This window comes from Mariniradius sediminis, from assembly GCF_021491425.1.
Lineage (GTDB): Bacteria > Bacteroidota > Bacteroidia > Cytophagales > Cyclobacteriaceae > Mariniradius > Mariniradius saccharolyticus.
On the sequence record NZ_JAKEVZ010000003.1, the window covers coordinates 316,334 to 341,217 of the forward strand.

The window sequence follows — 24,884 nt, forward strand, 5'->3', positions numbered from 1 at the left end:
TTGACGCCTTTAAGTTCGGCGGTCTCGTTTGGGATACAACAAGAAGGCGAGTGCACCCACTGCGATTCCAAGGCCCACACCCAACGAAAGGCTCAAAGCGAAGTCATGCAGCCAAATGCCAACCATCACTCCTACGACAATTCCAAGGAGCATTCCGAGGGAGATAAAGAGTGACAGTTTTTCGTGTTTGTTTGGGGTATTTTCCATTAGTCATCAATAAATATTTCTTCGATAGTGACCTGAAATACCTTGGCGAGGTCAAAGGCCAACTTCAAAGAAGGGTTGTACTTGTTTTTTTCCAAAAAGACGATCGTCTCACGACGGACATTGACTCTTTTGGCCAATTCGTCTTGGGTAAGGTTGAACTTTGCCCGAAACTCCTTGATCCGATTATTCATCCCCAAGACCTTTAAAATGAAGGAAAACGGCCACCACTGCAAAGATTAGCGCCATTCCCAAGATACCTGACCCCATCAACTGTTCGGTGTCGAATTCGACCCTATCCTTGATGAAAAGCAAGGCTACCCACCAATAGAGTGAAATGTAGTAGGAAAGAGCTGCTGTTTTCTGCAGGAGCTTCTTGGACATTTCATCTTCTGCCGGTTGGCCTCTTTGGAGACTGCGATACCTTTGGATCGCCACAAACAGGGCGAAGGCGACAACGATCAAAATAATAGTGAAATGCAGCCATTCAATCGTTTCTGAACCAGTTGTATTCTCTTGGTTCAAATACCAGATGAGCGATGTTCCAATGACCAAAAAGGCCACAAACAACAATAGGATCGTTTTTCTCATGATTGTGTGTTAATAATTTCTAACACAAAGTTAGAAATACATAACAAATTACAATGCTCGCTGAGTTAAAAGTTAGAAATATTTAACATGTTATGAAGCCAACGATTTTTCCGAAAGGTTTTAAGTCAATATTTCAATAAAGATTCAAATTGATGATATTTAGGTGATAAAGCACTAGAATCAAATCAATGAAAAGAAAAACAAGGAGTCGTAGTTTACCTATGGGAAATAATTTTCCGCTTATCGGTGCTGTTTTCATGGTTCTGATCGCTGCGGCTGTTTTTGTATATGGGAATTTTTGGGAGAGTCGCCTTGACGATGAGGCTTTTGAAGTCCTCACGCATGCTAGGTATGAAGTAATCGATGATAAGATGGCTTATGATTTTCTGATGGCGATAATGCCCGAAATTGCCGAAAGCGAAACTCTTCCACATCTTCAGATCAATACAAGAAAGCTCCATAGCGAGTTTAATGCCTTTTTACGATCGGTCGATGAGTCAATACTGCCTAGTTCCAAACGGAAAGAGCTTCTTGAGGGAATTGTATCCAAAACCTGGCTTTGGGATTCTGAAAAACTACCGAAGTACAATTGCCTTACTCCAAGAGAGATCTCTGAAATACATTCTGCTTGGGAGGAAGTGGTGTCCCAAATTGAAAATGAATTGCCAGCTGAGTTACCGAACAGCTTTCACCAGTTTTCAAAACCGGTTTTCGATACAGAAGGAAAGTATGCTTTAATCCAGCATTACAATTTCTGTGGACCTTTATGTGCGAAGGAAGAAATTGTGTTGTATCTGAATAATCAGGGAACATGGGAAAGAGTGAAAGAATACGTGTTGTGGGTAAGTTAAGAGGTCAACAAGCGAAAAAGTCAATTTGGAACATGCCTTCCTTAACATTAAACGATGAGGTAAAAATATCCAAAAATATATAGACATTATTAGTTGACTCATAACCTAGTTTTGTCTTAATTTGGATAAACAATTAGATTATGAAAAGTTTTACAATAAAGATTCTACTCATTTTTTTCTTTGCACTTGTTCTTTCTTGCCAATCCACTGAAGAGCCCGCGATTGAGGACCCTATACTGGAAGATCCAAAAAAGGAAGAGCCTATCCCTGAAAAACCGAAAGAAGATGAACCTAAAGAACAGGGCCCCGTAATCGGACCAAATGAAACTGTATTTAAGTTTATTAACAAGAACTATGCTGTTTTTGGTAATGGGAAATTCTGGATCATGATTCACAAGATGGACGGCAGCTTGGTCGATTTCAAACAATCATCTGTCAATTCTATAACTGAGTTTGTTTTACCGAAAAATGAACTCGTAAATGTCACCTTCGCATGGTCTGTCTGGAATATGAACCATTCGTTTATAACCTATACGGGAATTGACCCAAATAGTACATGGGAACTTGAACACAAAGGGGACCAACAAGAGTACCCTCCCCAATACTCTGGACCTCTTGATAGGGTTTTGAAAGTCGACCCACCAAAAGAAGGTTCGATAGTAAGTTCGGTGTATGCACTGGAAAAAATGGGTGAATCTGACTTCAGGAAGTCTTTTCTAATCCATAATGGTGAAGAAACAACAAGCACGATAACAATTCCTTTTCCGAAGGCATTTGAGTATTTCTATTGGTATATAGGAGGGAGAATCAAAATGGAGGGTCTGGCACCCGGCGCTACAGTAAAAAGTTATAGCTATGAAAACTGGAACAAAGCACCAGAAAAGATCGAATTGATGTATGATTGGGAGATAGAGGTTGGCAGCAAAAAATTAACAGACTTTCAAATCATTCAACCGACGGCATTTACATATCAGCAACAGAATTTTGAGTTCAAGATAAATCCTGGCCTACCTGGGTACAGGAGGATTTATTGGGAGGTACTCTCAAAGGAACGTAACTTTAAGATTTTGGATATTCCTCCTCAAATTCTGTCTGTCTTGGATTTCAACCCCGACCTATCAAATCCCACCTTGATGCTATCGATAATCTACAATGAAAACACAGGGTATGAGGATCACATCGATATGCTTTTTAAAGGAAAAAAGAAGGTATTGGTTGAAAGAACAATGTATATCAAGCAGTATCTCCCGAGTTGAGGTATTTATACAAGAAGCCCCAGCTTATTTAAGATTCTTAAAAACGAAAAAGGACCGATCTCCCGGTCCTTTTTTGTTTATGAACTTTCCAAATTTTTTATTCAGCCAAAGCTGCTACACCGGGGAGGACTTTGCCTTCCATGTGCTCGAGCAAAGCACCACCACCTGTCGATACATAGGATACTTTTTCCCCAAATCCAAACTTGTTGACTGCTGCTGCGGAGTCGCCGCCACCGATGAGGGAAAAGGCGCCTTTTTCTGTTGCTTCGGCAATAGCCTCCGCCACGGCGATCGTGCCGTGTACGAAACTCGACATTTCGAATACCCCCATGGGGCCATTCCAAAGAATGGTTTTGGAGGCTTTGACCACATCGGCGAAAAGCTTCCTGGTCTCCGGTCCGATATCCAAGCCCATCCAGCCGTCCGGGATTTGTCCTGCTTTGGCCAATCCTTGCTCTGCATCGTTGGCAAACTTGGTGGAAATCACGGTATCCAATGGCAAAATCAGGTTTACACCTTTCGCTTTGGCTTTTGCCATCAATTCCAATACGTAATCGAGTTTATCTGCCTCACAAAGTGAATCCCCAATCGTCCCGCCTTGTGCCTTGGAGAATGTGTAGGACATACCACCGCCGATGATGAGGTTGTCCACCTTGTCCAGGAGGCGCTCGATGATCAAAATCTTGTCGGAAATCTTCGCGCCGCCCATGATGGCGGTGTAAGGTCTTTCTGGATGCTCAAGGACTTTGTCTGCATTTTCCAATTCGGAAAGCATCAGGTAGCCTGTGGCTTTGGTATCAAAATATTTCGCGATAACAGCCGTGGATGCGTGCGCACGGTGGGCAGTACCAAACGCATCATTGACGTAGATATCTCCGAGTTTGGAAAGTTTCTCCGCAAAGGCCTCATCACCTTTTTCTTCCTCCTTGTAAAATCGCAGGTTTTCCAGCAAAAGTACCTCTCCAGGCTGCAGTCCGGCTGCCAAAGACTTGGCGTCTTCTCCGATGCAATCCGTGGCAAATTTGACTTTGGTGCCCACCAGTTTTTCAAGGTTGCTGATGACATGCCGAAGGGAATACTTGTCGGTAGGGCCGTCCTTTGGCCTGCCCAAATGGGACATCAAAATGACCGAACCTCCGTCCTGGAGGATTTTCTGGATGGTTGGCGTGGCTGCGGAAATCCGGGTATCATCCGATACTTGAAGATTCTCGTCCAAAGGAACGTTGAAATCCACCCGAATGAGGGCTCTTTTTCCCTTAAAATTGATCTGCGCCACACTCTTGATGCGTTGACTCATGGTTTATAATGTTTAAAAGGTTGAAAGCGGAATTGGTAAATTGGTTATAGGTTATTGAGTTATTGGGGAGTCCGTGGTCAATAGTCAATAGTCCATGGTCCATAGTTAGTGCCTTAGATTTTCATGACTCTGTCCAATTGCGAAGGGGAAATTCTTGGTACATTGTACATGGTACTTCGTACAAACATAGCTAGTCTTCCCCCGCCGCAGCCCTTTTCAATCGATCGTTGATCGCTTTCCCCAAACCATCGTCCGGCAAAAGCTCCGCTAAAATTACGTAAACATCCACGCTATCCAAAGCCCTCATGTGGGCAAAAAGATTTTTCGCCGCCTCAGCAAGATCACCCTTTTCGCTCAGTTGCTTTTGGAACGGCTCGGGGATGTCTTGGAACTTCCTCGAGAATGAAAGAATACCAAATGGCATTCCGTTTTTTTGGTAAATCGGCACCAATTTTTCCAAATCCCCCAAAATAAAAGAAGCCTTTGGAGCATAATGGCTTTTCAGCATTCCTGGGGATTTTGGGTTGCTGCTGGAGTGGGCCATGATTTTGACTGGACCGACTATTGTCTCAATGGCTGCAACTTCCAATCCCCCCAAGCGATAAACAATAACTTCACCATTCTCCAAGCCTACAATCGTACTTTCCAGACCGACTTGGCTGGGTCCGCCGTCTAGAATGTAGGGGATTTTGTCACCCAATTGGTCTTGCACGTGTGCTGCCGTGGTCGGGCTGATATAGCCGAAGGGATTTGCGCTTGGGGCAGCTAAGGGAAAATCAAGTGTTTCCAACAGGCGCAGCGTAAGTGGATGTTGCGGAATTCTGACGGCCACGGTATCCAAGCCGCTCGTGACGAGATCGGGCACAATGGGTTTTTTTGGCAAAAGAAGCGTCAAAGGTCCCGGCCAAAAATGTGCTGCCAATCTGTCCAGTGGCGCTGGAATATCGAGTGTGAATTTGCGGACTTTCTCGAGGCTGTCAGTATGGATAATCAGGGGGTCGAAACTCGGGCGGTTTTTCACGGAGAAAATTTTGGCAACCGCATCAGGATTCAATGCGTTGCCAGCCAGTCCGTATACCGTTTCTGTCGGGATCGCGACTAACTCCCCCGATTCGAGCAAAGCTTTTGCCTTTTCTATATCCGTGCCGATTTGAGCCATTATTCTTTGCAAAAATCATCGATCCAAGTTTTGGCCTCGGAGAAGCCCAAGCTCAATGCCATTTTCAGGTTGGCGCAGCCTTCTTCCTTTTGCCCAAACGCGCTCATCTGCGTGACACCAAGCAGGTAGTATGCAGGGCCATTTTGCTTGTCCAGGTTTACGGTCGCCACGAGCGAGTTGGCGGCGGCCACGGGGTCGTTGTTGCCCAATAGTGCCTTGGCTTTGTTGAAATGAGCCAAAGCGCGATTCGGGTCTTGTTGGATCACTTGGTCAAAATCAAAGATGGCGTCTTCGTAGGATTCCATGCCGAGAAGTGCGAGCCCGCGGTTGTAGTTGACATCGAGTACGCTCGGATCCAGTCCGTTGGCTTGGTTGTAATCCATCACGGCTTCCTTGAATGATTTTTTTTCAAGGTAGGCGTTGCCACGGTTGAAGAAAGGTTTGTAGGATGTGCTGTCGGCAGATATGGAAAGTGTGAATGCTTCGATCGCAGCATCGTATTTTTTCAATTGGTAAAGTGCCACACCTTTGGCGTTGAGCGCAGTCGTATTGTTGGCGTTTTTCTCTAGGACTCGATCAAAAAACTCTATTGACTTCTCGAGTTCGGAGGCTTCCAAAAGCTTGATGCCCTCGTCCATCAGCTCCTGTTCGGAAGGACTGCAAGCGAAGATCATCGCAAAAAGGAAAACAAATAAGACGGATTTGCGCACGGTATGGGGATTTTTGCGCAAAGATAGGAAAATTAGCTGGACCGCAATTTGGCGGCGTAAGCTTCCGGGACAGGAACTGGGCGCATGGTCTTCATATCCACGGCAACCATAGTCGTCGTCGACGCTGCGAAGACCACTTGATTTCCTTCCTTATCTTTCCCCATAATTACCTGTTCCAATACGAATGAACTTCGCCCAATCTCCGTGCAGGTCACGAAGACAATCGGACTGTCTTCGGCGTGGATTGGCTTCCGGTAATTGATTTGGATATTTGCTAGTACGGTCCCGATATCCATCACATCCCAACCACAGGCTTGGTACAGGTACATTGCCCGGGCGTGTTCCAAATAGTTGAAATAAATACCATTGTTGACATGCATGTAGCCATCGATGTCCGACAGACGGACTTGGATGGGGACCGAAAAAGAAAAAGAGGCCTGAACCTCTTCTGGGGAATATTTTTTCATGGATTGTACCAACTACATGAGGATTTCTGATTTGCTGGTTTTTTCCAGCATACGCAGGATGGAAGGACTGTTACCGACCAAGTCCTCTACTGCATCAAATGGCATCCAAGCCAAATCCATGCTTTCGGAAGAAATCTGCAAGGGCTCATCACTCTCGGCTTCGATCAAAAACCGAACATCGTAGTGAAAATGCTCGGGTACATCACCTCGCTGGGGTATCATGTGTCTGTCGATGTCAAAAATCCGTCGATCCACAAACCTGAGCGAACTGAGGCCACTTTCCTCTTGGGCTTCCAACATGGCGACTTCAAGCAGGTTTTCGTTACCATCCGCATGTCCACCCAACTGCAGCCAGCGATTCAGTTTGCGGTGAAGCGTCAGGAGCGTATGAGTTCTGGTTTTGTTCACAATCCAAGCAGAGGCGGTGAAGTGGCCTTGCAGTCTTTCCCGAAGGTAGGCCTTCTCGTCATAAGTCAATTGGATGAAATCTTCCAGGAAAGAAGCTTCTTCCTCAAAAGGCGTTCGGTAGTTTTCGAGTGATTCTCTAAGTGATTTGCGGTCCATAGTGGATTAGTGTTGGAATAGTGCGTCGATAAACTCGTCAAATGGTTTGGCTTTTTGGTACAGGTGATCTGAGTAGACAGTTACCAAAACCTTCAAAAAGCTGGGTTTATCGTTGATGCTGACCTTTTCTATGCTGACGTTTCCATAGAGTTGGTCAATTTTCTGGGAAAAATCAGCACTTGACAAAGGCGGTTTGAAGTACTGTTTTTCGGTGGTCTTGACCTGTTCGTTGATTTCCTCCATCTTCCGGTCAAGACTGACGCGATGGTATCCCAAATCTAACATTCGCAGTCCAAAAGCAAAGAAAAGTTGGGAAAAAGTTTTGGAAGTCAGCGGATTTTCAAAACTGACAGCAAATCCGTTGGCGTAAGGCGAGTTGAGAATATGGATTTCAGGATGGGCTTGGATTCCGGATTTTTTGAAATGGTAGTTTTTGGAAATCATTCCCAATAAATCCTTTGCTTCATCGCCCTTCAGCCAATTTTCCAATTCCTCGGAATCTGGCGTGCTTTGGTTGAAGTTTTCTTTGTGGGAAAACGGCAGGGACTTTTTCGGAAACAGTTTACTGAACAGATCCTCGATAAATGAAGCCATCAATGTTGAATTTTGATTGTCCCGTCGGGCAGCGTAGCCACAATTCCTTCATCCTCCAACTCCCTCAGCAGCGTACCTATCAGCGCGTCGGGTTTGATGCCACATACTTCGGAGACATTGTGTAAGGTAAACACCTTTCCCATGCCCAAGGTTTCGAGAATTCTTTTCCTGATCTTTTCCTGCTGCAGGGCCGTTTTGGATTTTTTGGATAGGCAGACGTCACAGATGCCACAGGCTTTATCGTTTTCTTCCCCAAAATAGGCCGCGATTTGCAGGGACCTGCAAAGGACCAAGTTGGCGACGTAGTCCTGCATGGCCTTGGCTTTGTCCAAGTGGTTTTTCTTCCTTGATTCGATCCAGGCCACATCGAGTGGCAGCTTTCCTGCATCGTACCTTGGTGTCAGGAAGGTGATTTGCGGAGTGTCTTTTCTTGGGTGATAGGCCAAAATTCCTACTTGGTCAAGGTATTTGAGTTGTTTGACCAACTCTGATTCGGGGATTCCGGCGTATTTGGCGAGTTTGGATTCCTGGATGGAGATGTATTCGACAAATAGTTCACCGCCAAAGGTTCTCAACAGGGTTTTGATCAAGGGATCGAGCTTTTCATTGCTGATTTGGAATTCGTAGAGCTTGCTTTGATTGACCAAAAAGTGGATGGTAGAAGGGGCAAAAAAACTCTCGGAAAGTTCCACGAAGTCATTTTCCTGCAGGACTTTCAGGGCGTTGTAAGTCGTCACGGGCTCCAGTTTGTATTGGTCCGCAAATTGGGGAAGGTCAAAATCGAAACTCGCCATTTCGCCGCTGCCTACGGCCATTCGGTAGTGGTTTGCAAGGGATTGGTAGACGCGTCTGAGGTATTCTATGGGCGGGTAGGCTTTTTGTGCCCGTTCGTCCAGGACTTCCAGGTCCTGTTTGTTGGTCAACAGTACTGCATAGGCCTTTTTTTCGTCTCTGCCGGCACGCCCCGCTTCTTGGTAGTAATTTTCCAAATTTTCGGGAATATCGATGTGGATCACCATGCGTACATCGGGCTTGTCGATCCCCATCCCAAAAGCATTTGTGGCCACCATGACGCGGACTTTGTTGGCTTTCCACGTCGCTTGCCGTTCTTCACGGCTGGCATTGTCGAGGCCTGCATGGTAAAAAGTCGCCGAAATACCCATCTGCTGCAAGGTGGTTGCGATTTCCTTGGTACCCTTTCTGCTGCGGACGTATACGATCGCCGATCCGGGGATTTTTCGGAGGATTTCAATGGCTTTCTCGAGTTTGTTTTCCGCCATACGGACGGCGTAGCTGAGGTTTTTTCGCGTAAATGATCTTACAAAAACAGAGGGCTTTTGTAGTTTGAGCCTGTCGATGATATCCTGTTTTACCATCAGCGTGGCGGATGCTGTCAGCGCCAAGCAGGGGACGGCGGGATGGTGTGCCCGTATTTCTGCTATTTCGAGATAGGGTGGGCGAAAGTCGTAGCCCCATTGGGAAATGCAATGTGCCTCGTCGACAGCAATGAGGTTGACCTTCATCTTCTTGAAGCGCTCGATGAAAATCTCGGTCTTTAGACGTTCGGGGGAAACGTACAGAAATTTGTAGTTTCCATAAATGCAATTGTCCAGGATGGTGTCGATTTCCCGTTTGCCCATCCCCGAATAGATCGCTGCTGCCAATATTCGTCGCTTTTTCAGATTGTCCACTTGGTCTTTCATTAGGGCAATCAGCGGGCTGATAACCAAACAAATTCCCTCTTTGGCCAAAGCAGGCACCTGAAAACAGATCGACTTTCCGCCGCCGGTGGGCAATAGGGCCAAGGTGTCTTTTCCCTCCAATACCGAAAGCACGATGTCCAACTGCCCGGGCCGGAACTCCGGATAGCCAAAAACGGACTGGAGAATATGGAGGGCTTGTTCTTTCAACTTACCATTGGATCGGTTGCTTGTTCAGAAATGCGGCGATACCCTTTTGGCAATCCTCGGAACCCCGCGCCTTGGCATTCATGGATGCGGCGTACTCCAATGCATCTTCTAGGTCACGGTCCTGTACCCGACCGATCATTTCCTTGGTGAGGGCCATGGCTTCGCCGGAGTTTTGGGTGATCAGATTTTGGGCAAATGCTTCCACGGTAGCGGATAGGTTGGATTCTTCGACAATCCAATTGATCAGGCCCATTTCCCTGGCTTCTGCTGCGGTGATGGTCTCGCCGGACAACAACAGCTGTTTTGCTTTTCCTTCTCCTAATTTGCGGAGCAGAAGAACCAATACGATCGCGGGGATAAAACCGATCCTCACTTCGGTGTAGCCAAATTTGGCTTCGGGGACCGCAAAGGAAAAATCGCAGGCTGAAGCCAATCCACAGCCGCCCGCAAGGGCATGACCCTGAACTTGGGCGATGATGATTTTGGGATAGGTGTAGATTTTTTGGAACAAATCCTTCAGGCTTCGGCTGTCGGCAAGATTGTCTTCGTAGGAGTTCTCCTGCAATTGCTGCAAATAAGCCAAATCTGCCCCAGCACAAAATGCTTTTCCCTCTGCCCTCAGGATGATGACTTTGACGCTTTCGTCCTTTTCGAACATGTTTAATGCCACTTTGATCGAATCGACCATTTCTTCATTGAGGGCATTGCGTTTTTCCGGTCGATTGAGGGTGATATAGCCGATGCGCTTGTCGATCTTGATCAAAACTGGTTGCTGTTCCATGGGTCCAAATGAGCGTTTTCAAAAGCAAAGGTAAGATAGAGGACTCATCGCTTACCACCAAAACTAGCCTCAAAGTTGGGCCTTGAGGGCAGCGTGGGGTTTTGTTCCCGAGTCTGCCCGAAACGGGACCCAAGCGCCATTTTCCCAAGCGAAAATTATGTTCTTTTTCCGCACAACATCGGGACTAGGTTCAATCATTCCCATGCCATTTGGGCCCAAGAGGTATGATTTTCCATCTTTTTCAAAGCTCAAAAGGGGATACACAGTGCCGCTGCTGGTTCGGCTTCTGTTGGGTTTGACGTTGAATTCGATTTCCTTGGCATCGCCGGTGTCCCAGGTCCAAAGTTGGCCGGAAACACTGATGTCGATGGCTTTTCCTTTTTGAAGTGCGTACCAGGTGACTTCATTGTTTTGGCTTCTGACAAAGAGATTGACGACTCGTGCACCTCCCATAATTCCCAAAAGGCAGACAAAGGCCCAGGCAGTAGCTCTTTTCGGAAAATTCCAAAGAAAGATACCCGTGGCGATGGTCGTTGCGTAAAGCCCAATCTCCCATAGCTCGAAATGTATGTCTTGGACACTTGCCCAAGGGAATGATCCCATCCAGAATATGAGGAAGTTCATCGCGCGGATCAGCCAGTCTGTTAGCCAAGCCAAAACCGAGGAAACAATCGGCACAGAAGACAACAACAAGAAAGGAATGCCCACTGCCATGATCAGGAAAGCAGCTGGAATCGCCACAAGGTTGGAGAGGATAAAGTAGCTTGGAAATTGGTGGAAGTAGTAAGCCGATACGGGAAACGTGGCAAGCTGTGCAGCGATCCCGACAGTACTGATTTGCCAACAGTATTCCAGCCAGCGATAGGGCGGAAGCCAGATCCGGACCAAAAGCGGCTGGATCAGCAGGATACCCAGCAGTGCCAAATAGGACAATTGGAAACCAACCGCAAAAAGCAAAAAGGGATCAAAAAGTAGCAAGATCATTGCGGACAATGCGATCGGATTGAAAATGGAAGGGCTTCTGGACTGCATTTGTGCGAAAGCAATAAAGGTAAACATCGTCGCGGCACGGAGTACGGATGGGGAAAGGCCCGTGATACAAGCATAGCTCCAGATTAACAAGATGATAAGCGAAAGATATGCTACTCTGGCCCGCCATTTGAGCCGATTGGGCTTCACAAACAGAAAAAAGAAACCGTAAATGATCCCCACATGAAGACCCGAAACTGCCAAAATGTGCATCGCTCCCGTAGCCGAGTAGGCTTGGCTGATTTCAGGATCCATTTGCTTTTTATAACCAAGCAGCAGGGCCTTGGCAATTTGTGCTGAGGAGGGTTCACTGATGTGGTTTTCAATCTGCCCTAGCATTGCCCTCCGTACCGAGGAGAAAAAATCCAAAATCGGCTGGCTCTGGACTTCTCCCAATATGCCAATGTTTTTTCCGGCATAGTGGGTATGCGAGACCCCCTGCATCAACATGAATGCTTGGTAATCAAATTGGCCCGGGTTTGCGGGAGTGGCTATTGGTCTGGGGCTGCCGGCTAGCAGGACGACTTGTCCCGGTCGTAGCAGCAAATCCGCTTGATGATATACCACGATTTCACCTTGGAGCTCGCCGCCCACTTGGCCAAACCCATGACTTAATTTCACCCTATTCATTTTTGACCTTGCCTTAGGTTCGTCCCATTCGAGGGTAGTTCCGATAAAATAGGACAGTTCCCCTGAATGGTTGATCAGATTTTTTTCATCCAGACGAATGTCGTTAAGATGGCAAGCCAAAATTCCGACCACAAAGAGCTGAGCATAAGCCAATGCCGGAATCAGTATGCGGAATCGGAATCTTCGTCTTAGTTTGTTGTTGATCACCAAAATGCCATATGCCAGATAAAGGACCGATACTGCCAAAATCAACCAAAGCAGCTCTGTTTCCCAAAAAATCGGGTAGCTGCAAATCCCAAGAATCGTGAACAGGGTATAACGAACAAATGGAAATTCAGAAAAAGCCATGTGGCAATCCTTTTCTCTGAATCTATGCACAAAAACACAAAAAGGGGCTTGTGGGCCCCTTCTTAAAAGACATTAAGCGTTTCAAACGGCTTAGAATCTGTAGCCGACGTTAAATCCTGCCTTGAATTCCACAGCGGAGAATCGGTCATTGACGGTTTGGTTGAATCCTCTACCGATTCCTGCAAATGGACCAAAGGCAAAATTGTTGTAATTCCAACGGTATCCGCCGATAAGTCCGATAGATGCCCCGTTCATGCTGGTGGTCACTGTGTTAGTGTTTACCACCTCTGTGAATTCCCCAAATCGATATTTGAAATAGGGTGAAATGTAGAGTTTCCCTGCTTCGTTGCCAGCGAAATAAAAATTATAGGAAAACAGGAGGGACGTTGCAGAGAAGTCTTGATTATCATCTGTAAAGAAGTATCCAAATCGGTCGTTGAGATGCAATTCAACACCAATAGATTGGTCATGGTTGGTGAAGTACTCATACCCAAGTTCGACCGAACCCAGCAGTATTAAATTCAGAAAGTTAAGTCTAACTTCCCCTTTTGGGTCTTCGAGGGCCTGTGCCCGTGTCGTGAATTGAAACGCCAGGAAAAAGAGCAATCCTAAAACAATTTTTTTCATACGGAATCTTTTTTAAAACTAAGTCTAACTCACAAATATAACTCCATTTTGTAATGCTGGATGTTACATTCCTCAAACATTTCGCCAACTTTTTGGAACCCGAACTTCGCATAAAGTGGCATGGCGTCCAATTGTGCATGCATATACAGTTTCTTGCCTTTACTTTCTGGGTGCTCCGCGATATCCTCGACCACTGCCTTTACCAACGCATAGCCAACCCCAATTCCCCTCATCGGCTTCAGGACTGCAAACCTTTCCAGCTTCACGCCTTTGTCCGTAAACCTCCATCGGGCCGTACCTGCCGGCTTCCCATCTACAGTCGCCAGAAAATGCACCGAAATATCCTCAAATTCATCATACTCTTCGCTTGGATCTACTTCCTGCTCGATGACAAAGACTACTTCCCGGATTGAAAATGCTGTCTGCAATTGCTCCGGGTTATTGATTTTCTGGACTTGGATTGTTTTCTCGTTTTTCATCTTTTTGGGCATCATGCCTATCATACGCTTCGATGATGGATTTGACCAGTTTGTGTCGGATGACGTCTTTTCCGCTGAGGTTGACGATTCCTATTCCTTTGACATCACGGAGGACATGGAGGGATTCGCGCAACCCGGATTTTTGTCTTTTGGGTAGGTCAACCTGTGTTTGGTCGCCGGTGATGATCACTTTTGAATTAGGGCCCATCCGGGTCAAAAACATTTTGATCTGCTCACTTGTAGTGTTTTGAGCCTCATCCAAGAGCACAAAAGCATCATGAAGCGTTCTGCCGCGCATGTAGGCCAAGGGAGCGATTTCAATGACGCGGGTTTCTTGGTAAAACTTCAGTTTTTCGGGTGGCACCATATCCGAAAGGGCATCATAAATCGGCCTCAAGTATGGGTCAAGTTTTTCCTGCAGATCACCCGGGAGAAATCCAAGGTTTTCTCCTGCTTCCACGGCCGGCCGGGTGATGATGATGCGCTTTACCTCCCTATTTTTCAAAGCCCTCACAGCCAATGCCACCGCAATGTAGGTCTTGCCTGTACCTGCTGGACCCAAAGCAAAAACCAAGTCGTTTTTGAAGGCCGCATCTACCAGTTTTTTCTGATTGGCGGATTTTGGTTTGATGACCAATCCTTTGTTGCCAAAAAGAATTACATCATCATTTTGGCTCTCGATAAAGGGTGCGTTTTCAAGATTGATATATTCCTTGATCTGGTCTGGGGTAATATGCCCAAAACGGTGCACGTGCTGCAGCAGCATATTGATTACGTCGTTGATCCGGAGAATTTCGGGAGCTCGTCCTTGGATTCGGATTTCATTGCCTCGCGACACCACTTTGCATTGGGGAAAAGCAGCTGCCACCTGGCGGATGTTTTCATTCTCGGTGCCCAAAAAATCGAGAAGCGGAATATTTTCTAAAGTTATGACCTTTTCTACCAATCTGTTGGAGTTGAATTGTGAAGCCTGATGAAGGTGAAAGGATAAAATTCCTATTTTTGTTCACACCTATCGCAAAAATACAAAATTTTAACAGACTTGCTTCCATGGCGCTGATCACATTCACCTCGGATTTTGGACTTGGGGATTTTTATGTGCCGGCGGTCAAAGCAAGGATTTTGTCCATCAATCCGCAATTAAACGTCGTGGACATCAGTCACCAGATAGACCCCTACGATCTTGCCCACGCGGCCTTTGTACTCAAGTCAGTATACAAGGAATTTCCGAAGGGTACAGTGCACCTCTTGGCGATGAACAGCACAAGTGCAAATACCGATGGCTATGTGGGGATCAAACTCGATGAACATATCTTCCTCGGTCCAAACAATGGCGTGTTGAGCCTACTTTCGGATGTCGATCCCGGGATTGTGGTTCGGTTTTCGGAAGCCCACGTGAGGGCAAGTACATTTCCCGTCAAGGACGTTTTGGCCCCGATTGCAGCCAAAGTTGCCTCCGGGATGGATCTGCATGACTTTGGTAGCCCGCTTCCACAACTGAAAAAGATGATCCCACGGCAATTCAAAGCCAGTCGCAAGCAAATCATCGGGCATGTAATCAGAGTGGACAATTACGGAAACCTGATCACCAACATCACTAGGGATGTTTTCGAAAAACTCAATCCGGGAAAGTTTTCCTTGGAATTTGGACGTGAAAGCCTTCAAACCCTGCACCAAACCTACGACAATGTGGAGGCGGGGGATTGCTTCGCGTTTTTTAACAGCGTTGATTTGCTCGAAATAGGTATCAACCAAGGCCATGGAGCGGATCTGTTGGGGCTTCGGCATGATAGCCCCGTGTTTATTCATTTTGATAGCCCGACAGCATGATCTTACGTGTGGTACGGATGACTTTCCAGCAAGATCGGGTAAATGATTTCCTGCAAAATTTCAAATCAAACAAGGAGAAAATCAGAAATTTTCCCGGATGTCGGTATCTGGAGCTGTGGCAGGATGAGCACCACAAAAATATTTTTATCACCTACAGCCATTGGGAATCGGAGGAAGCTCTCAACCAATACCGTGATTCTGAATTATTTAAAACGGTTTGGGGCTATACTAAGACTTTGTTTGCTGCAAAACCCATGGCTTTCAGTGCCAAAAAAATCGAGGAACTGCCTTGATTGCCCTTGCGGGGAATTAAATCTTTGTCCATATTTGCATCCCGTTCGAAAAGCGACGGAAAAACCAAGTCTGATCAGATCAGACCCGCCTGCGGTAGGCAGGTGCGTACCATGCCCAGGTGGCGGAATCGGTAGACGCGTTGGTCTCAAACACCAATGAGGTTACACTCGTGCCGGTTCGACTCCGGCCCTGGGTACGAAAAGCTCGCAGCGATGCGGGCTTTTTTTGTTTTGTCTCTTCCGCATTGTGTTCCGACTGGCGCCTCGCCAGAAGAACCGTACAGGTTTTTGTACATATTTAAAGTTTTACTACCTTCGCAAAAACAAATCCCATGGAAATTACCAATTATACCAACTTCAGGCAAAATCTAAGGACCTTTTTGGATAAGGTGTTTTCAGATCATCGACCGCTTTTTGTCACCAGGTCAAATGGTGAAGATGTAGTCGTCATGTCCAAATCGGACTATGAAAGCATGCAAGAGACCTTTTACCTACTGAAAAGCCCCGAAAACGCTGCACGTCTGTTGAAGGGAATTGAGGAGTTTGAAAAGGGTCTCGGTGAGGAAAAGCGGCTTCTCGAATAATTTTTTTTCTAAAATGAAAATAATCTTTTTAAGTACCGGGTGGGAGGATTATTTGTATTGGCAAGAAACCGACAAGAAAGTCCTGAGAAAGATAAACTCTTTGATCAAGGAAGTGGAGCGAAGTCCGTTTCAAGGGGCGGGTAAGCCTGAACCACTGAAATACAATCTCGCGGGATGGTGGTCAAGGCGTGTCGACTTGGAACATCGATTGGTTTATCGGGTCGAAAACGACTCGATCTATATCCTTCAGTGTAGGTACCATTATTAAATCATTGCAGGGTTTGGGCCGAAGAACCTTTTTTGCCCCTCTTCCACAACAGCACCGGAAGCACCACAAACACCCCGACCAAACTGAACACCAATCCTCCAATGGTACCGATCGCGAGGGAAAACCAAAAAATCTCATTTTGCCCTTCCATAATAAATGGTACCAAGCCAAAGCAGGTCGATAGCACGGTCAGCAGGATCGGAATTGCTTTCCCGCCAAGTGCCTTGATGATGTTCCGGTTGTAGGAGCCGCGGGTCTTGTTGTTGAGGTCATTGACGATAAAGATACCGGCATAGACCGATAGCCCGCCCAACAACACAAAGGCGGCATATCCTCCTTGGTCGAAGTAAAAATCAAGAGGTATTTACACAATCTTCCCCATCCTCGCTTCAAATTCAATCAAATGTGCATCCCCAAAGTCCAAATGGGTGACGAATCGTACCAAATCCTTGCCGAAGCGGACGGCTTTGATGCCCTGAGTTTCGAGTTTTTGGAGCAGGTCGGCAGGGGTGATTCCTTGCAGCCGCGCGATTACGATATTGGTCGGGACGGGCAATACTTCCGCGACGAGGGGGTGATTTTCCAAAATCCGCCCCACCTCGCGCGCCCGCGCATGGTCTTCGGCTAGGCGGTCGATATGGTGGTCGAGGGCATAGATACCAGCTGCGGCCAAAAATCCTGCCTGCCGCATGCCGCCACCGAAGGATTTGCGGATTTTGCGGGCGCGTTTGATATCGCTTTTGCTGCCCAACAAGACCGAGCCGACAGGACAGCCTAGTCCTTTGCTCAGGCAAATCGAAATCGTGTCAAATTCGCCCCCCCAGGCTTGGGTGCTTTCACCGCTAACGACCAAGGCATTGAAGAGTCTTGCCCCATCCAGGTGCAGCTTGATGCCGTGTTGCAGGCAAAGTTGCCGGATAGGCCTGACTTCCTCCAAGGTATAGATGCTGCCACCGCCTTTGTTCATGGTATTTTCCAAGGAAATCAAACTCGTCTCACAGGCGTGGACATCGTCGAGGCTGATGGCTGCAGCGATGTCGGTGGCGGTGATTTTGCCATAAGCCCCCGGCAGCAACTTGACCGAGGCACGGGAATTGGCCATGATACCGCCCGCCTCATAGAGGTAGATATGCGAATACTCATGGCAAATCACCTCCTGCTGTGGCCCTGTGTGCAGGCGAATCGCAATCTGATTGGTCATGGTGCCCGAGGGGCAAAAAAGTCCTGCTTCCATGCCAAACATATCGGCAAGCTTCTGTTCCAGGGCATTGACGGTCGGGTCTTCCCCAAAAACATCGTCGCCCACCGGGGCCGAAAACATGGCTTCCAGCATCGCAGGGGTAGGCTTGGTCAAGGTGTCGGAGCGGAGGTCAATAATGGGTAGAGACATGAGACATGAGACGTGAGATTTGAGACCAGCCTAGAGGAGTTGTGTTTTTGGAAAATAGCAGGTCTGTCTGGGAAATATGGGAAGAATTGGAGGGAATTTCAATGGAATCCTTATCAGAGGGCTTGGGAAATGATCAGGCCCCCTTTGATAGCCTATTCCTCTTTGTCTTTTTTGAACCAAAAGTCCAGTCCTGATTTTCGCTTTTCGAAGAGTTTTTCCATGTCGCCCAACTCCAGGTTGAGTGCCTTGGTGGATATGAATATCTCCATCAGGGAAATGCCAAGTGAAACCAATAGGGTAAGCATGCTCACTATAAATACCTGATTGGCTGCTTCCTGCCTTCCGGTAAAGATCAAAAACATGCAGACTACGCACAGCAGAAAACTCAATACCCCGCAAAGCTGCATGTATTTGATCATGCTGAGGCGGAGTTTGAGGTTTCGGATTTGGCTGATGATGATGTCTTCCTGCGGGTTTTCGAGGTATTTCTTGTGAAGCCCGCGGATGAGGTTTGCGATCGCCAAAAACCGGTTGGTAAAGGCCAACATCATCAGCGTGATGGCAGAAAAGAGTAGGGCGGGAGTGGAGATTTGCAGTTCCATTTTCTTCGTCTTGATGATTGACAAATGTGCAGGCCAGTTTCTGAAAGGTAGGCATTCTTTTGTTTAGAAATACCCAAAGGATCTTCATCGCTTACAAGGTGCCAATTCTGGAGAGACCTGATGAAGCCTGGCTGAAAAAGAAAAACACAAGGCCGATTGTTTGGCCTTGTGTTTTGATGGCTGTTGGTCTTAGAAGAATTACAGGTGGATCACCTCGTCATAGGCGGCCGCTGCAGCCTCCATGATGGCTTCCGACATGGTTGGGTGCGGGTGGACCGTCTTGATCAATTCGTGGCCCGTGGTTTCCAGTTTGCGGATCGCGACGATTTCTGCGATCATCTCCGTCACGTTTGCACCGATCATGTGTCCGCCGAGCAATTCACCGTATTTCGCGTCAAAGATCAGTTTGACAAAACCGTCCTTTGCACCAGCTGCTGAGGCCTTGCCTGAGGCGGAGAAGGGGAATTTACCCACTTTCACCTCGTAGCCGGCTTCTTTTGCTTTAGCTTCTGTATAACCTACTGAGGCAATTTCCGGAATGCAATAAGTACAGCCGGGGATATTGTTGTAGTCCAAAGGCTCGGGGTGGTGGCCGGCGATTTTTTCGACGCAAATAATACCTTCCGCGGATGCCACGTGCGCCAAGGCAGGTCCTGTCGTCACGTCTCCGATCGCATAGTAGCCAGGCATATTGGTGCGGTAGTATTCGTCTGTCTTGATCTTGCCTCTGTCAACAAGGATACCTACGTCTTCCAAGCCGATGTTTTCCACGTTGGAAACCACACCGACTGCGGAAAGTACGATATCGCATTCGATGACAGATTCCGCGCCTTTCTTATCCTTCACGGTCACCTTGCAGCCTTTTCCTTTGGTATCGACTGAGGTGACTTCGGTGGAGGTCATGATCTTGATGCCGTTTTTTTTGTAGATTTTTTCCAAAGCCTTGGAAACTTCCTCGTCTTCGTTGGGCACGATGCGGTCGAGGAATTCGACGATCGTCACCTCTGTTCCAAGCGATGCATAGACGTAGGCAAACTCAACGCCGATCGCTCCGGAACCTACTACGACCATCCTGGCGGGCTGCTTTTCGAGGACCATGGCTTTTCGGTAGCCTACGATTTTCTCATTATCGATCTTGAGTGCGGGAAGCTCGCGAGCCCTGCCGCCCGTAGCAATGATGATATGGTCGGCGGCATAGACGGTCTTTTTGCCGTCTTTGTCTTCCACTTCCACTTTCTTGCCTGGCTGTACTTTTCCCCAACCAAGGAGTTGGTCGATTTTGTTTTTCTTCAACAAAAATTGGATGCCTTTGGACATACCGCCAGCCACTTCGCGGCTACGCTTGACGATGCCCGGGAAGTCCACTTCCGCTCCTTTGACTTTGATGCCGTAGTCTTCGGAATGGTTGATGTACTCAAACACCTGCGCACTTTTGATCAAGGCCTTAGTAGGGATACAGCCCCAGTTGAGGCAGATTCCGCCCAATTCCGCAGCTTCCACCACGGCGGTTTTCAAACCCAATTGGGTAGCCCTGATGGCAGCCACATATCCTCCCGGACCACTACCCAAAACAATCACATCGTATTTAGTTGAAGACATATCTTTTGAGGTTTAATTTTCAAAATTGCTTGGCAAAATTAGGGCTTTTGGGGAGAGAAAAAAATCCCGATGGTGAATGGCTTCACGCAAAGACGGCAAGCAATACTTAGGTATAGGTGTGAAGCGTGCCACGATATTTTTGAAATAATCTGGAATTGGAGGATTGGGCGCTCTTTGCACCTTTGCGCTCTCTGCGAGAAAAACTATCTTTGGTCTTTATTCACTTTCAAACTTTGAAAATGGGATTATTAACAGGAAAAACAGCCCTTATCACCGGGGCATCCAAGGGAATCGGCAGGGCGATTGCCATCCAATATGCCAAAGAAGGCGCCAATGTGGCATTTACCTACCTTTCGAGCGTCGAGAAAGGCCAAGCTTTGGAAAATGAACTGGCAGCTTTTGGCATCAAAGCCAAAGGCTATCGCTCTGATGCATCAAACTTCAAGGCCGCTGAGGAATTGGTCAATGCCGTGGTTACTGAATTCGGCGGATTGGATATCTTGGTCAACAATGCGGGCATCACCCGGGACAACCTCCTGATGCGCATGACCGAGGAGGCTTGGGATGAAGTCATCAACGTCAACCTGAAGTCCTGCTTCAATACGGTCAAAGCCGCAACCCGTCCCATGATGAAGGCCAAGGCCGGCTCGATCATCAACATCACCTCCGTCGTCGGTATCAAAGGCAACGCCGGACAGGCCAACTATGCCGCCTCCAAAGCCGGGATTATCGGTTTCACCAAATCCGTTGCCTTGGAACTGGGATCCAGAAATATTCGCAGCAATGCGGTCGCGCCGGGATTTATCGAAACGGAAATGACTGGTGTCTTGGATGAAAAAGTCGTACAGGGCTGGCGGGATGCGATTCCGATGAAGCGTGGCGGCCAAGCCGAAGAAGTAGCCAATGCCTGTGTATTCTTGGGATCTGATATGAGTTCCTACATTTCAGGTCAGGTGCTGCAGGTGGATGGTGCGATGCTGACTTAAGAAGCTATATTCAAGAACCGAGAAGCAAGAAATGGAACCGCTCAATAGTATTGCGCGGTTTTTTTGTCTAATCCAACAAGCAGGAGTGTCCAAATTCTCGAATTTTTTCTCCCGCGCAGTTAATTTTTGTGCTGTTGGATTAGCTATTCCAAATGGAACAAGGATTTCAATTTTTTTGCTATTTCTTTCTCCAAGTTGTCTCCCACGAAGCCAAGTCTTCTTTGAATCAAAGCTTTGGGGACCGTCACAAGGCGATGAAGTTTCAAAACCGAGCTGACCAAAAGTCCGGTATCGAAAAAATCTACTGAATCTATGGCTATCAAAACTTCAGTTTCCTCCAATTCATTCGGCACTTTACTAGAAATAAATGCAATGACAACATGATCGAAATCACCAATGCTGTCAGTCAAACAAAGCGCGGGTCTGACTTTTGTTGCCGAAAAATCATCAAAAGGAAAAGGAACTAAAACAATGCTATTCCGAGTCGTCAAAGGGCGTTCCATGTTTGGTAGTATAAATGTCCTCCTCAGGCTCATTCAAAAAATTGAAAGCGGGATTTGTCGCGACTGCGCCTAGCCAGTACTTTTCATCGATTTCTTCTTCGTCGACCAAAATCAAAACACGTACCTCTCGATTGGAGATATTCAGTTTTTCTGAGATCAAAAGATTTCCGTTCTTATCAGTCTTAGCCTTGATTTCTATAGCTTTCATTGAGTTGGGATTTAAACAAATATAACCAAATCTAAATCCATAATCTCGAAATGTGGACTGCTTCGGCCAAACCCTGAAAAAAAACCAGACGATTCACAACCTTTTTCCAACAAACCATGTATATTGCAATGATATCAAAATAATATCAAATCAATATGGAAAAAATAACCAAACCCCTATCTGGCTACTTGATGGTATTGGTCGCGATAGCGCTGATTCCTGCCACGGCTTTTGCATTTATCAATGAATGGCATTTGCTGGGAGCGATCCTCGGATTGTCACTGATACTCACGCTACCAGGTTTCTTTATCGTCGAACCCAACAAGTCCATGGTGCTGCTGCTTTTTGGTGCTTACAAGGGTACCGTGAAGGATAACGGCTTTTTCTGGGTCAATCCCTTTATGTCGAAAAAGAAGATTTCGCTCCGTGTCCGCAACTTTGAAAACAAGCCGCTGAAGGTCAACGACAAAATCGGTAACCCGGTCATGGTCGGTACGATCGTTGTATGGCAGGTGCAGGATACGTTCAAGGCGACGTTTGATGTGGAGGATTATGAGAATTTTGTCCACTTACAGACCGATGCCGCCGTGCGGAAAATGGCTGGATTGTACCCTTACGATGATTTTGAGCACGAGCATGCGGAGGTGACATTGCGGTCGGGCGTGGAGGAAGTGAACCATTCGCTCGAGGCTGAGATCACCGAGCGCCTCAACCATGCAGGTATCAAGGTCATCGAAGCGCGTATTTCCCACCTTGCGTACGCTTCCGAGATTGCCTCAGCCATGCTCCAAAGACAACAGGCCACGGCTATTGTTGCAGCGCGCAGGACGATTGTGGACGGCGCCGTAGGCATGGTTGAAATGGCCATCGAAGACCTCAAGATCAAGGGCATCATTGACTTTGAGGAAGACAAAAAGGCGGCCATGGTCAGCAACCTGATGGTGGTGCTTTGCTCCGATCGCTCCGCAAGTCCTGTGCTGAATGTAGGTACACTCAATCAATAGGCTATGGTTTTTAATGAGCAACAGAGTCTGCGGGATTCCTTCATCGTCTATGTCATCTTGATGGTGGAGGTTCCCACGCTTATCCTCATGTTGGTCTTTTGGTGGACGGGAAAGTTTGGCGAGGATGGCTTTCTTCCGGTTGCCATTTTCCTTTTCATTCTCGGACTTGTGACTTGGTTTATTGTCAGTCTCAGCCTTGAGGTTCATTTGGATCGAAGCGGTTTGAAATTCAGGAGTTTCCCATTTGTTAATAAATGGAAATTTATTCCCATAGAAAGTATCCAAAACCCCAAGGTTAGGAAAATTGATGGTATGATGGAGTTTGGAGGAGTGGGGCCGCGTGTTTCACCGAAAACCAAAGCATTTATTTTCTCTACAGATTGGGTACTGGAACTGGATGCGGACGGGAAAAAGTATGCCTTCAGTACCCGAAAACCGCGCGAGATGGAAGCTGTCCTGGACCTTTGGAAATCAGAATCAACTACCTAAGCTCGCTTGTCCAATGGCAAATTATATTTTCAAAGAAACCCAAAGAATTACCCAATGGTGGCTTTGGCTCCTCCTGTTTGGAGTGTTGACAGTTGTGCTTTGGCCCTTGCTGAGCCAAGAGAGCATTGACCCTTCGCAACTGAGTAGCATTGGCATTGGCGTGGTGGTTGTCCTGTTGGCCATGGGTATTCTCTACACCCTAAGGCTGCAAACGAGAATTGGCAATGGCAGGCTGCAATACCGTTATCTGCCGTTTATTTGGCGCTGGAGAACCTATCACTGGAGTGACATCCAATCTATAGAGTTGAAAACATTCAATTCTCTGAAGGAATATGGAGGCTGGGGAATCCGCACCAATTTTGAATATTGGTTGTACAATGTTCGGGGAAACCAAGGCCTGCTTGTTCGCACCAAGGACAAAAGCTTTAAGCTCGGTACCCAAAAGCCACAGGAAGCAGCGAGGATAATCCAAGAGTTTGACGCCTTTAAATTCCGAAACCATGGCGGCTAAGAAACCTTTTGCCTTGAGAATAGACGAAAAGCTCATGCAGGCTGTCGAGAAATGGGCAGAAGATGAGTTTCGATCCGCCAATGGGCAGATCGAATGGATCATCTATGAGGCACTCAAAAAATCGGGACGCCTCCCAAAACAGCAAAGTCCCGATCAGCCAAATTCAGGTAACTAGGGCTTGGTGTCTTCCACTTCCGGAATATAGAGCAATTGGCCTGACTCAAAATCATACAGTGTCAATTGCCGCAACTCAAAGTAGGCCAGCCAATAGTCCCTCAATGAGCCGACATACAATCGCTTGCTGCTGTCTTTTTCCTGTTGGACGATATTGAGGTCAGTGAGGGAGACATTGCCAGTCTGATAGCGCTTGACGGCAAGGTCGTATCTTTTTTGGGCCACTTCGGAAGAAAGCTTGCTCACGGAGAGCCGCTCTTCCAGCATTTCGAAATTTTTGACTTTGGTGAAGATCTCCTGCTCAAAATTGATGACCTCTTGCGCGACTTCATATTCCACCAGTTTCTTATTGGCTTGTGCCAGTGACATACGGGCTTTGTTGCGGCCCCAATCCAACACTGGGACAGACAGCGCGAGGTTGACGAGGGCTTGATTGTCGGGATTTCTGTAAATATCCGCCCAAGTCAGTGCGGCATTGTTAAGGCCATAGCTGGCTGCCAAGTTCATTTGCATGCGTTCTCCCTTGGCTTCGGCTACCTGTGCATCCGCTTCCAGTTTTCTCCTTTCGAATCCCAATGCCTCGGCCCTGTTTTCAAATGCCAGCGAGATTGCTTTGTCCACATCAACCGGGAAGACTGGATATTCTTGGGGACTGAGCAAGGTAATCTCGGCCGACTCATTGAGGCCGAGGTTTGATTTCAAGCGCAAGGAGCTTGTTTCGAGATTGACCTTTGCTTGCGCGGCTTCCTGCTTGGAGGTCAACATCGCCAGCTCTATCTGCAGGAGTTTGTCCTCGAAGGTGCTGCCCATTTCGTATAAGGCCTTTTCCTGGGCCAGCCCCTCAATAGAAAAAAGCAACAAAACAAGCAGCAGTCGATAGGTTTTCATATCAAAACAAAGTTGATCTCACAAGCTAAAGTAGCCAAAAAACCAAATCAAACGAATC

Annotated in this window: 32 protein-coding genes, 1 tRNA gene and 1 pseudogene; 12 read left to right on the forward strand and 22 right to left on the reverse strand. The window is 47.1% G+C overall.

What is annotated here, in order from left to right; all coding sequences use genetic code 11:
• Window positions 1-9 precede the first annotated feature (9 nt).
• Genes L0U89_RS05870 through L0U89_RS05880 form a run of 3 tightly spaced genes read right to left on the reverse strand, consistent with a single transcriptional unit; the run spans window position 10 to window position 795 of the window.
• Window positions 10-207: a glycine zipper domain-containing protein gene (locus L0U89_RS05870; RefSeq protein ID WP_234860678.1), complete on the reverse strand. Its 198-nt coding sequence runs from the start codon at window positions 205-207 to the stop codon at window positions 10-12.
• The gene (locus L0U89_RS05875) at window positions 207-398 is read right to left on the reverse strand and encodes a helix-turn-helix transcriptional regulator (RefSeq protein WP_234860679.1); all 192 of its coding nucleotides are present in this window, start codon (window positions 396-398) and stop codon (window positions 207-209) included. Before L0U89_RS05875 ends, L0U89_RS05870 begins: the two co-directional genes overlap by 1 nt.
• Window positions 391-795: a hypothetical protein gene (locus tag L0U89_RS05880; RefSeq protein ID WP_234860680.1), complete on the reverse strand. Its 405-nt coding sequence runs from the start codon at window positions 793-795 to the stop codon at window positions 391-393. Before L0U89_RS05880 ends, L0U89_RS05875 begins: the two co-directional genes overlap by 8 nt.
• A gap of 188 nt (window positions 796-983) precedes the next feature.
• Here L0U89_RS05880 and L0U89_RS05885 point away from each other — a divergent pair, with 188 nt between their 5' ends.
• Complete coding sequence (locus L0U89_RS05885) at window positions 984-1,646, forward strand: hypothetical protein (protein WP_234860681.1); 663 nt, start codon at window positions 984-986, stop codon at window positions 1,644-1,646.
• 140 nt (window positions 1,647-1,786) lie between these two features.
• On the forward strand, window positions 1,787-2,902 hold the full coding sequence (locus L0U89_RS05890; protein WP_234860682.1) for a hypothetical protein: 1,116 nt from the start codon (window positions 1,787-1,789) through the stop codon (window positions 2,900-2,902).
• Between the two features lie 97 nt (window positions 2,903-2,999).
• On the opposite strand, the gene L0U89_RS05895 is transcribed toward L0U89_RS05890, so the two are convergent.
• The 12 genes from L0U89_RS05895 to L0U89_RS05950 form a co-directional block, all read right to left on the reverse strand.
• Entirely contained in the window at window positions 3,000-4,199 is a 1,200-nt protein-coding gene (locus L0U89_RS05895) for a phosphoglycerate kinase (protein WP_234860683.1), read from the reverse strand.
• 190 nt (window positions 4,200-4,389) lie between these two features.
• The gene (locus tag L0U89_RS05900) at window positions 4,390-5,358 is read right to left on the reverse strand and encodes an L-threonylcarbamoyladenylate synthase (protein WP_234860684.1); all 969 of its coding nucleotides are present in this window, start codon (window positions 5,356-5,358) and stop codon (window positions 4,390-4,392) included.
• Window positions 5,358-6,068, reverse strand: a complete 711-nt coding sequence (locus L0U89_RS05905) for a tetratricopeptide repeat protein (RefSeq protein ID WP_234860685.1) — start codon at window positions 6,066-6,068, stop codon at window positions 5,358-5,360. The genes L0U89_RS05900 and L0U89_RS05905 overlap by 1 nt, the downstream gene beginning before the upstream one ends.
• Window positions 6,069-6,100: 32 nt before the next feature.
• Entirely contained in the window at window positions 6,101-6,535 is a 435-nt protein-coding gene (locus L0U89_RS05910; RefSeq protein ID WP_234860686.1) for an acyl-CoA thioesterase, read from the reverse strand.
• A gap of 12 nt (window positions 6,536-6,547) precedes the next feature.
• A complete protein-coding gene (locus tag L0U89_RS05915) occupies window positions 6,548-7,099 on the reverse strand; it encodes an NUDIX hydrolase (RefSeq protein ID WP_234860687.1) in 552 nt (183 codons plus the stop codon).
• 6 nt (window positions 7,100-7,105) lie between these two features.
• Entirely contained in the window at window positions 7,106-7,693 is a 588-nt protein-coding gene (locus L0U89_RS05920) for a hypothetical protein (RefSeq protein ID WP_234860688.1), read from the reverse strand.
• Entirely contained in the window at window positions 7,693-9,603 is a 1,911-nt protein-coding gene (locus tag L0U89_RS05925; protein ID WP_234860689.1) for a RecQ family ATP-dependent DNA helicase, read from the reverse strand. The genes L0U89_RS05920 and L0U89_RS05925 overlap by 1 nt, the downstream gene beginning before the upstream one ends.
• A 1-nt stretch (window position 9,604) precedes the next feature.
• Entirely contained in the window at window positions 9,605-10,384 is a 780-nt protein-coding gene (locus tag L0U89_RS05930; protein ID WP_234860690.1) for an enoyl-CoA hydratase/isomerase family protein, read from the reverse strand.
• Window positions 10,385-10,453: 69 nt separating this feature from the next.
• Complete coding sequence (locus L0U89_RS05935) at window positions 10,454-12,391, reverse strand: ComEC/Rec2 family competence protein (protein WP_234860691.1); 1,938 nt, start codon at window positions 12,389-12,391, stop codon at window positions 10,454-10,456.
• A 90-nt stretch (window positions 12,392-12,481) separates the two neighbouring features.
• Window positions 12,482-13,018: a DUF3575 domain-containing protein gene (locus tag L0U89_RS05940; RefSeq protein ID WP_234860692.1), complete on the reverse strand. Its 537-nt coding sequence runs from the start codon at window positions 13,016-13,018 to the stop codon at window positions 12,482-12,484.
• A gap of 29 nt (window positions 13,019-13,047) precedes the next feature.
• Window positions 13,048-13,497 carry a GNAT family N-acetyltransferase gene (locus tag L0U89_RS05945; protein ID WP_234860693.1) on the reverse strand — a complete coding sequence of 150 codons (450 nt, stop codon included), beginning with the start codon at window positions 13,495-13,497 and terminating at the stop codon, window positions 13,048-13,050.
• Window positions 13,457-14,443, reverse strand: coding sequence for a PhoH family protein (locus L0U89_RS05950; protein WP_234860694.1), 987 nt, complete (start codon window positions 14,441-14,443; stop codon window positions 13,457-13,459). The genes L0U89_RS05945 and L0U89_RS05950 overlap by 41 nt, the downstream gene beginning before the upstream one ends.
• A gap of 104 nt (window positions 14,444-14,547) precedes the next feature.
• Here L0U89_RS05950 and L0U89_RS05955 point away from each other — a divergent pair, with 104 nt between their 5' ends.
• The 5 genes from L0U89_RS05955 to L0U89_RS05975 all read left to right on the forward strand — a co-directional run bounded on the left by L0U89_RS05955 (window position 14,548) and on the right by L0U89_RS05975 (window position 16,472).
• Window positions 14,548-15,327: an SAM hydrolase/SAM-dependent halogenase family protein gene (locus tag L0U89_RS05955; protein ID WP_234860695.1), complete on the forward strand. Its 780-nt coding sequence runs from the start codon at window positions 14,548-14,550 to the stop codon at window positions 15,325-15,327.
• A complete protein-coding gene (locus L0U89_RS05960; RefSeq protein ID WP_040478872.1) occupies window positions 15,324-15,620 on the forward strand; it encodes a putative quinol monooxygenase in 297 nt (98 codons plus the stop codon). Before L0U89_RS05955 ends, L0U89_RS05960 begins: the two co-directional genes overlap by 4 nt.
• A 113-nt stretch (window positions 15,621-15,733) precedes the next feature.
• Window positions 15,734-15,817 (forward strand) — tRNA-Leu (locus L0U89_RS05965).
• A 135-nt stretch (window positions 15,818-15,952) separates the two neighbouring features.
• Window positions 15,953-16,204, forward strand: coding sequence for a type II toxin-antitoxin system Phd/YefM family antitoxin (locus tag L0U89_RS05970; protein ID WP_234860696.1), 252 nt, complete (start codon window positions 15,953-15,955; stop codon window positions 16,202-16,204).
• Window positions 16,205-16,217: 13 nt separating this feature from the next.
• Window positions 16,218-16,472 (forward strand): Txe/YoeB family addiction module toxin, encoded by a 255-nt coding sequence (locus tag L0U89_RS05975; RefSeq protein WP_234860697.1) that lies wholly within the window; start codon window positions 16,218-16,220, stop codon window positions 16,470-16,472.
• A gap of 1 nt (window position 16,473) precedes the next feature.
• Here L0U89_RS05975 and L0U89_RS05980 read toward each other — a convergent pair.
• From L0U89_RS05980 to lpdA, 4 genes and pseudogenes are all read right to left on the reverse strand, one after another.
• A pseudogene (locus tag L0U89_RS05980) lies at window positions 16,474-16,827 on the reverse strand (efflux RND transporter permease subunit); the annotation flags it as partial.
• A 9-nt stretch (window positions 16,828-16,836) separates the two neighbouring features.
• Window positions 16,837-17,862, reverse strand: a complete 1,026-nt coding sequence (locus tag L0U89_RS05985) for a threonine aldolase family protein (RefSeq protein WP_234860698.1) — start codon at window positions 17,860-17,862, stop codon at window positions 16,837-16,839.
• Window positions 17,863-18,014: 152 nt separating this feature from the next.
• Window positions 18,015-18,464: a DUF2721 domain-containing protein gene (locus L0U89_RS05990; protein ID WP_234860699.1), complete on the reverse strand. Its 450-nt coding sequence runs from the start codon at window positions 18,462-18,464 to the stop codon at window positions 18,015-18,017.
• 198 nt (window positions 18,465-18,662) lie between these two features.
• Entirely contained in the window at window positions 18,663-20,063 is a 1,401-nt protein-coding gene (gene lpdA, locus L0U89_RS05995; RefSeq protein ID WP_234860700.1) for a dihydrolipoyl dehydrogenase, read from the reverse strand.
• Window positions 20,064-20,302: 239 nt separating this feature from the next.
• Between lpdA and fabG the strand changes: the two genes are divergently transcribed.
• Window positions 20,303-21,049 (forward strand): 3-oxoacyl-[acyl-carrier-protein] reductase, encoded by a 747-nt coding sequence (fabG, locus tag L0U89_RS06000; protein ID WP_234860701.1) that lies wholly within the window; start codon window positions 20,303-20,305, stop codon window positions 21,047-21,049.
• A 143-nt stretch (window positions 21,050-21,192) separates the two neighbouring features.
• On the opposite strand, the gene L0U89_RS06005 is transcribed toward fabG, so the two are convergent.
• Window positions 21,193-21,585 carry a type II toxin-antitoxin system PemK/MazF family toxin gene (locus tag L0U89_RS06005; RefSeq protein WP_369413241.1) on the reverse strand — a complete coding sequence of 131 codons (393 nt, stop codon included), beginning with the start codon at window positions 21,583-21,585 and terminating at the stop codon, window positions 21,193-21,195.
• On the reverse strand, window positions 21,524-21,760 hold the full coding sequence (locus L0U89_RS06010; protein ID WP_234860703.1) for a hypothetical protein: 237 nt from the start codon (window positions 21,758-21,760) through the stop codon (window positions 21,524-21,526). The genes L0U89_RS06005 and L0U89_RS06010 overlap by 62 nt, the downstream gene beginning before the upstream one ends.
• A 155-nt stretch (window positions 21,761-21,915) precedes the next feature.
• Between L0U89_RS06010 and L0U89_RS06015 the strand changes: the two genes are divergently transcribed.
• The 4 genes from L0U89_RS06015 to L0U89_RS06030 are packed head-to-tail and all read left to right on the forward strand — an operon-like array spanning window position 21,916 to window position 23,939.
• Entirely contained in the window at window positions 21,916-22,764 is an 849-nt protein-coding gene (locus tag L0U89_RS06015) for an SPFH domain-containing protein (RefSeq protein WP_234860704.1), read from the forward strand.
• A 3-nt stretch (window positions 22,765-22,767) separates the two neighbouring features.
• Window positions 22,768-23,253, forward strand: a complete 486-nt coding sequence (locus L0U89_RS06020; protein ID WP_234860705.1) for a hypothetical protein — start codon at window positions 22,768-22,770, stop codon at window positions 23,251-23,253.
• Between the two features lie 13 nt (window positions 23,254-23,266).
• Window positions 23,267-23,764 carry a hypothetical protein gene (locus L0U89_RS06025; protein WP_234860706.1) on the forward strand — a complete coding sequence of 166 codons (498 nt, stop codon included), beginning with the start codon at window positions 23,267-23,269 and terminating at the stop codon, window positions 23,762-23,764.
• Entirely contained in the window at window positions 23,754-23,939 is a 186-nt protein-coding gene (locus L0U89_RS06030; protein ID WP_008631814.1) for a type II toxin-antitoxin system antitoxin, read from the forward strand. The genes L0U89_RS06025 and L0U89_RS06030 overlap by 11 nt, the downstream gene beginning before the upstream one ends.
• Here the strand turns inward: L0U89_RS06030 and L0U89_RS06035 are convergent.
• The gene (locus L0U89_RS06035) at window positions 23,936-24,826 is read right to left on the reverse strand and encodes a TolC family protein (RefSeq protein WP_234860707.1); all 891 of its coding nucleotides are present in this window, start codon (window positions 24,824-24,826) and stop codon (window positions 23,936-23,938) included. The two genes, L0U89_RS06030 and L0U89_RS06035, sit on opposite strands and share 4 nt — an antisense overlap.
• Between the last annotated feature and the right edge of the window lie 58 nt (window positions 24,827-24,884).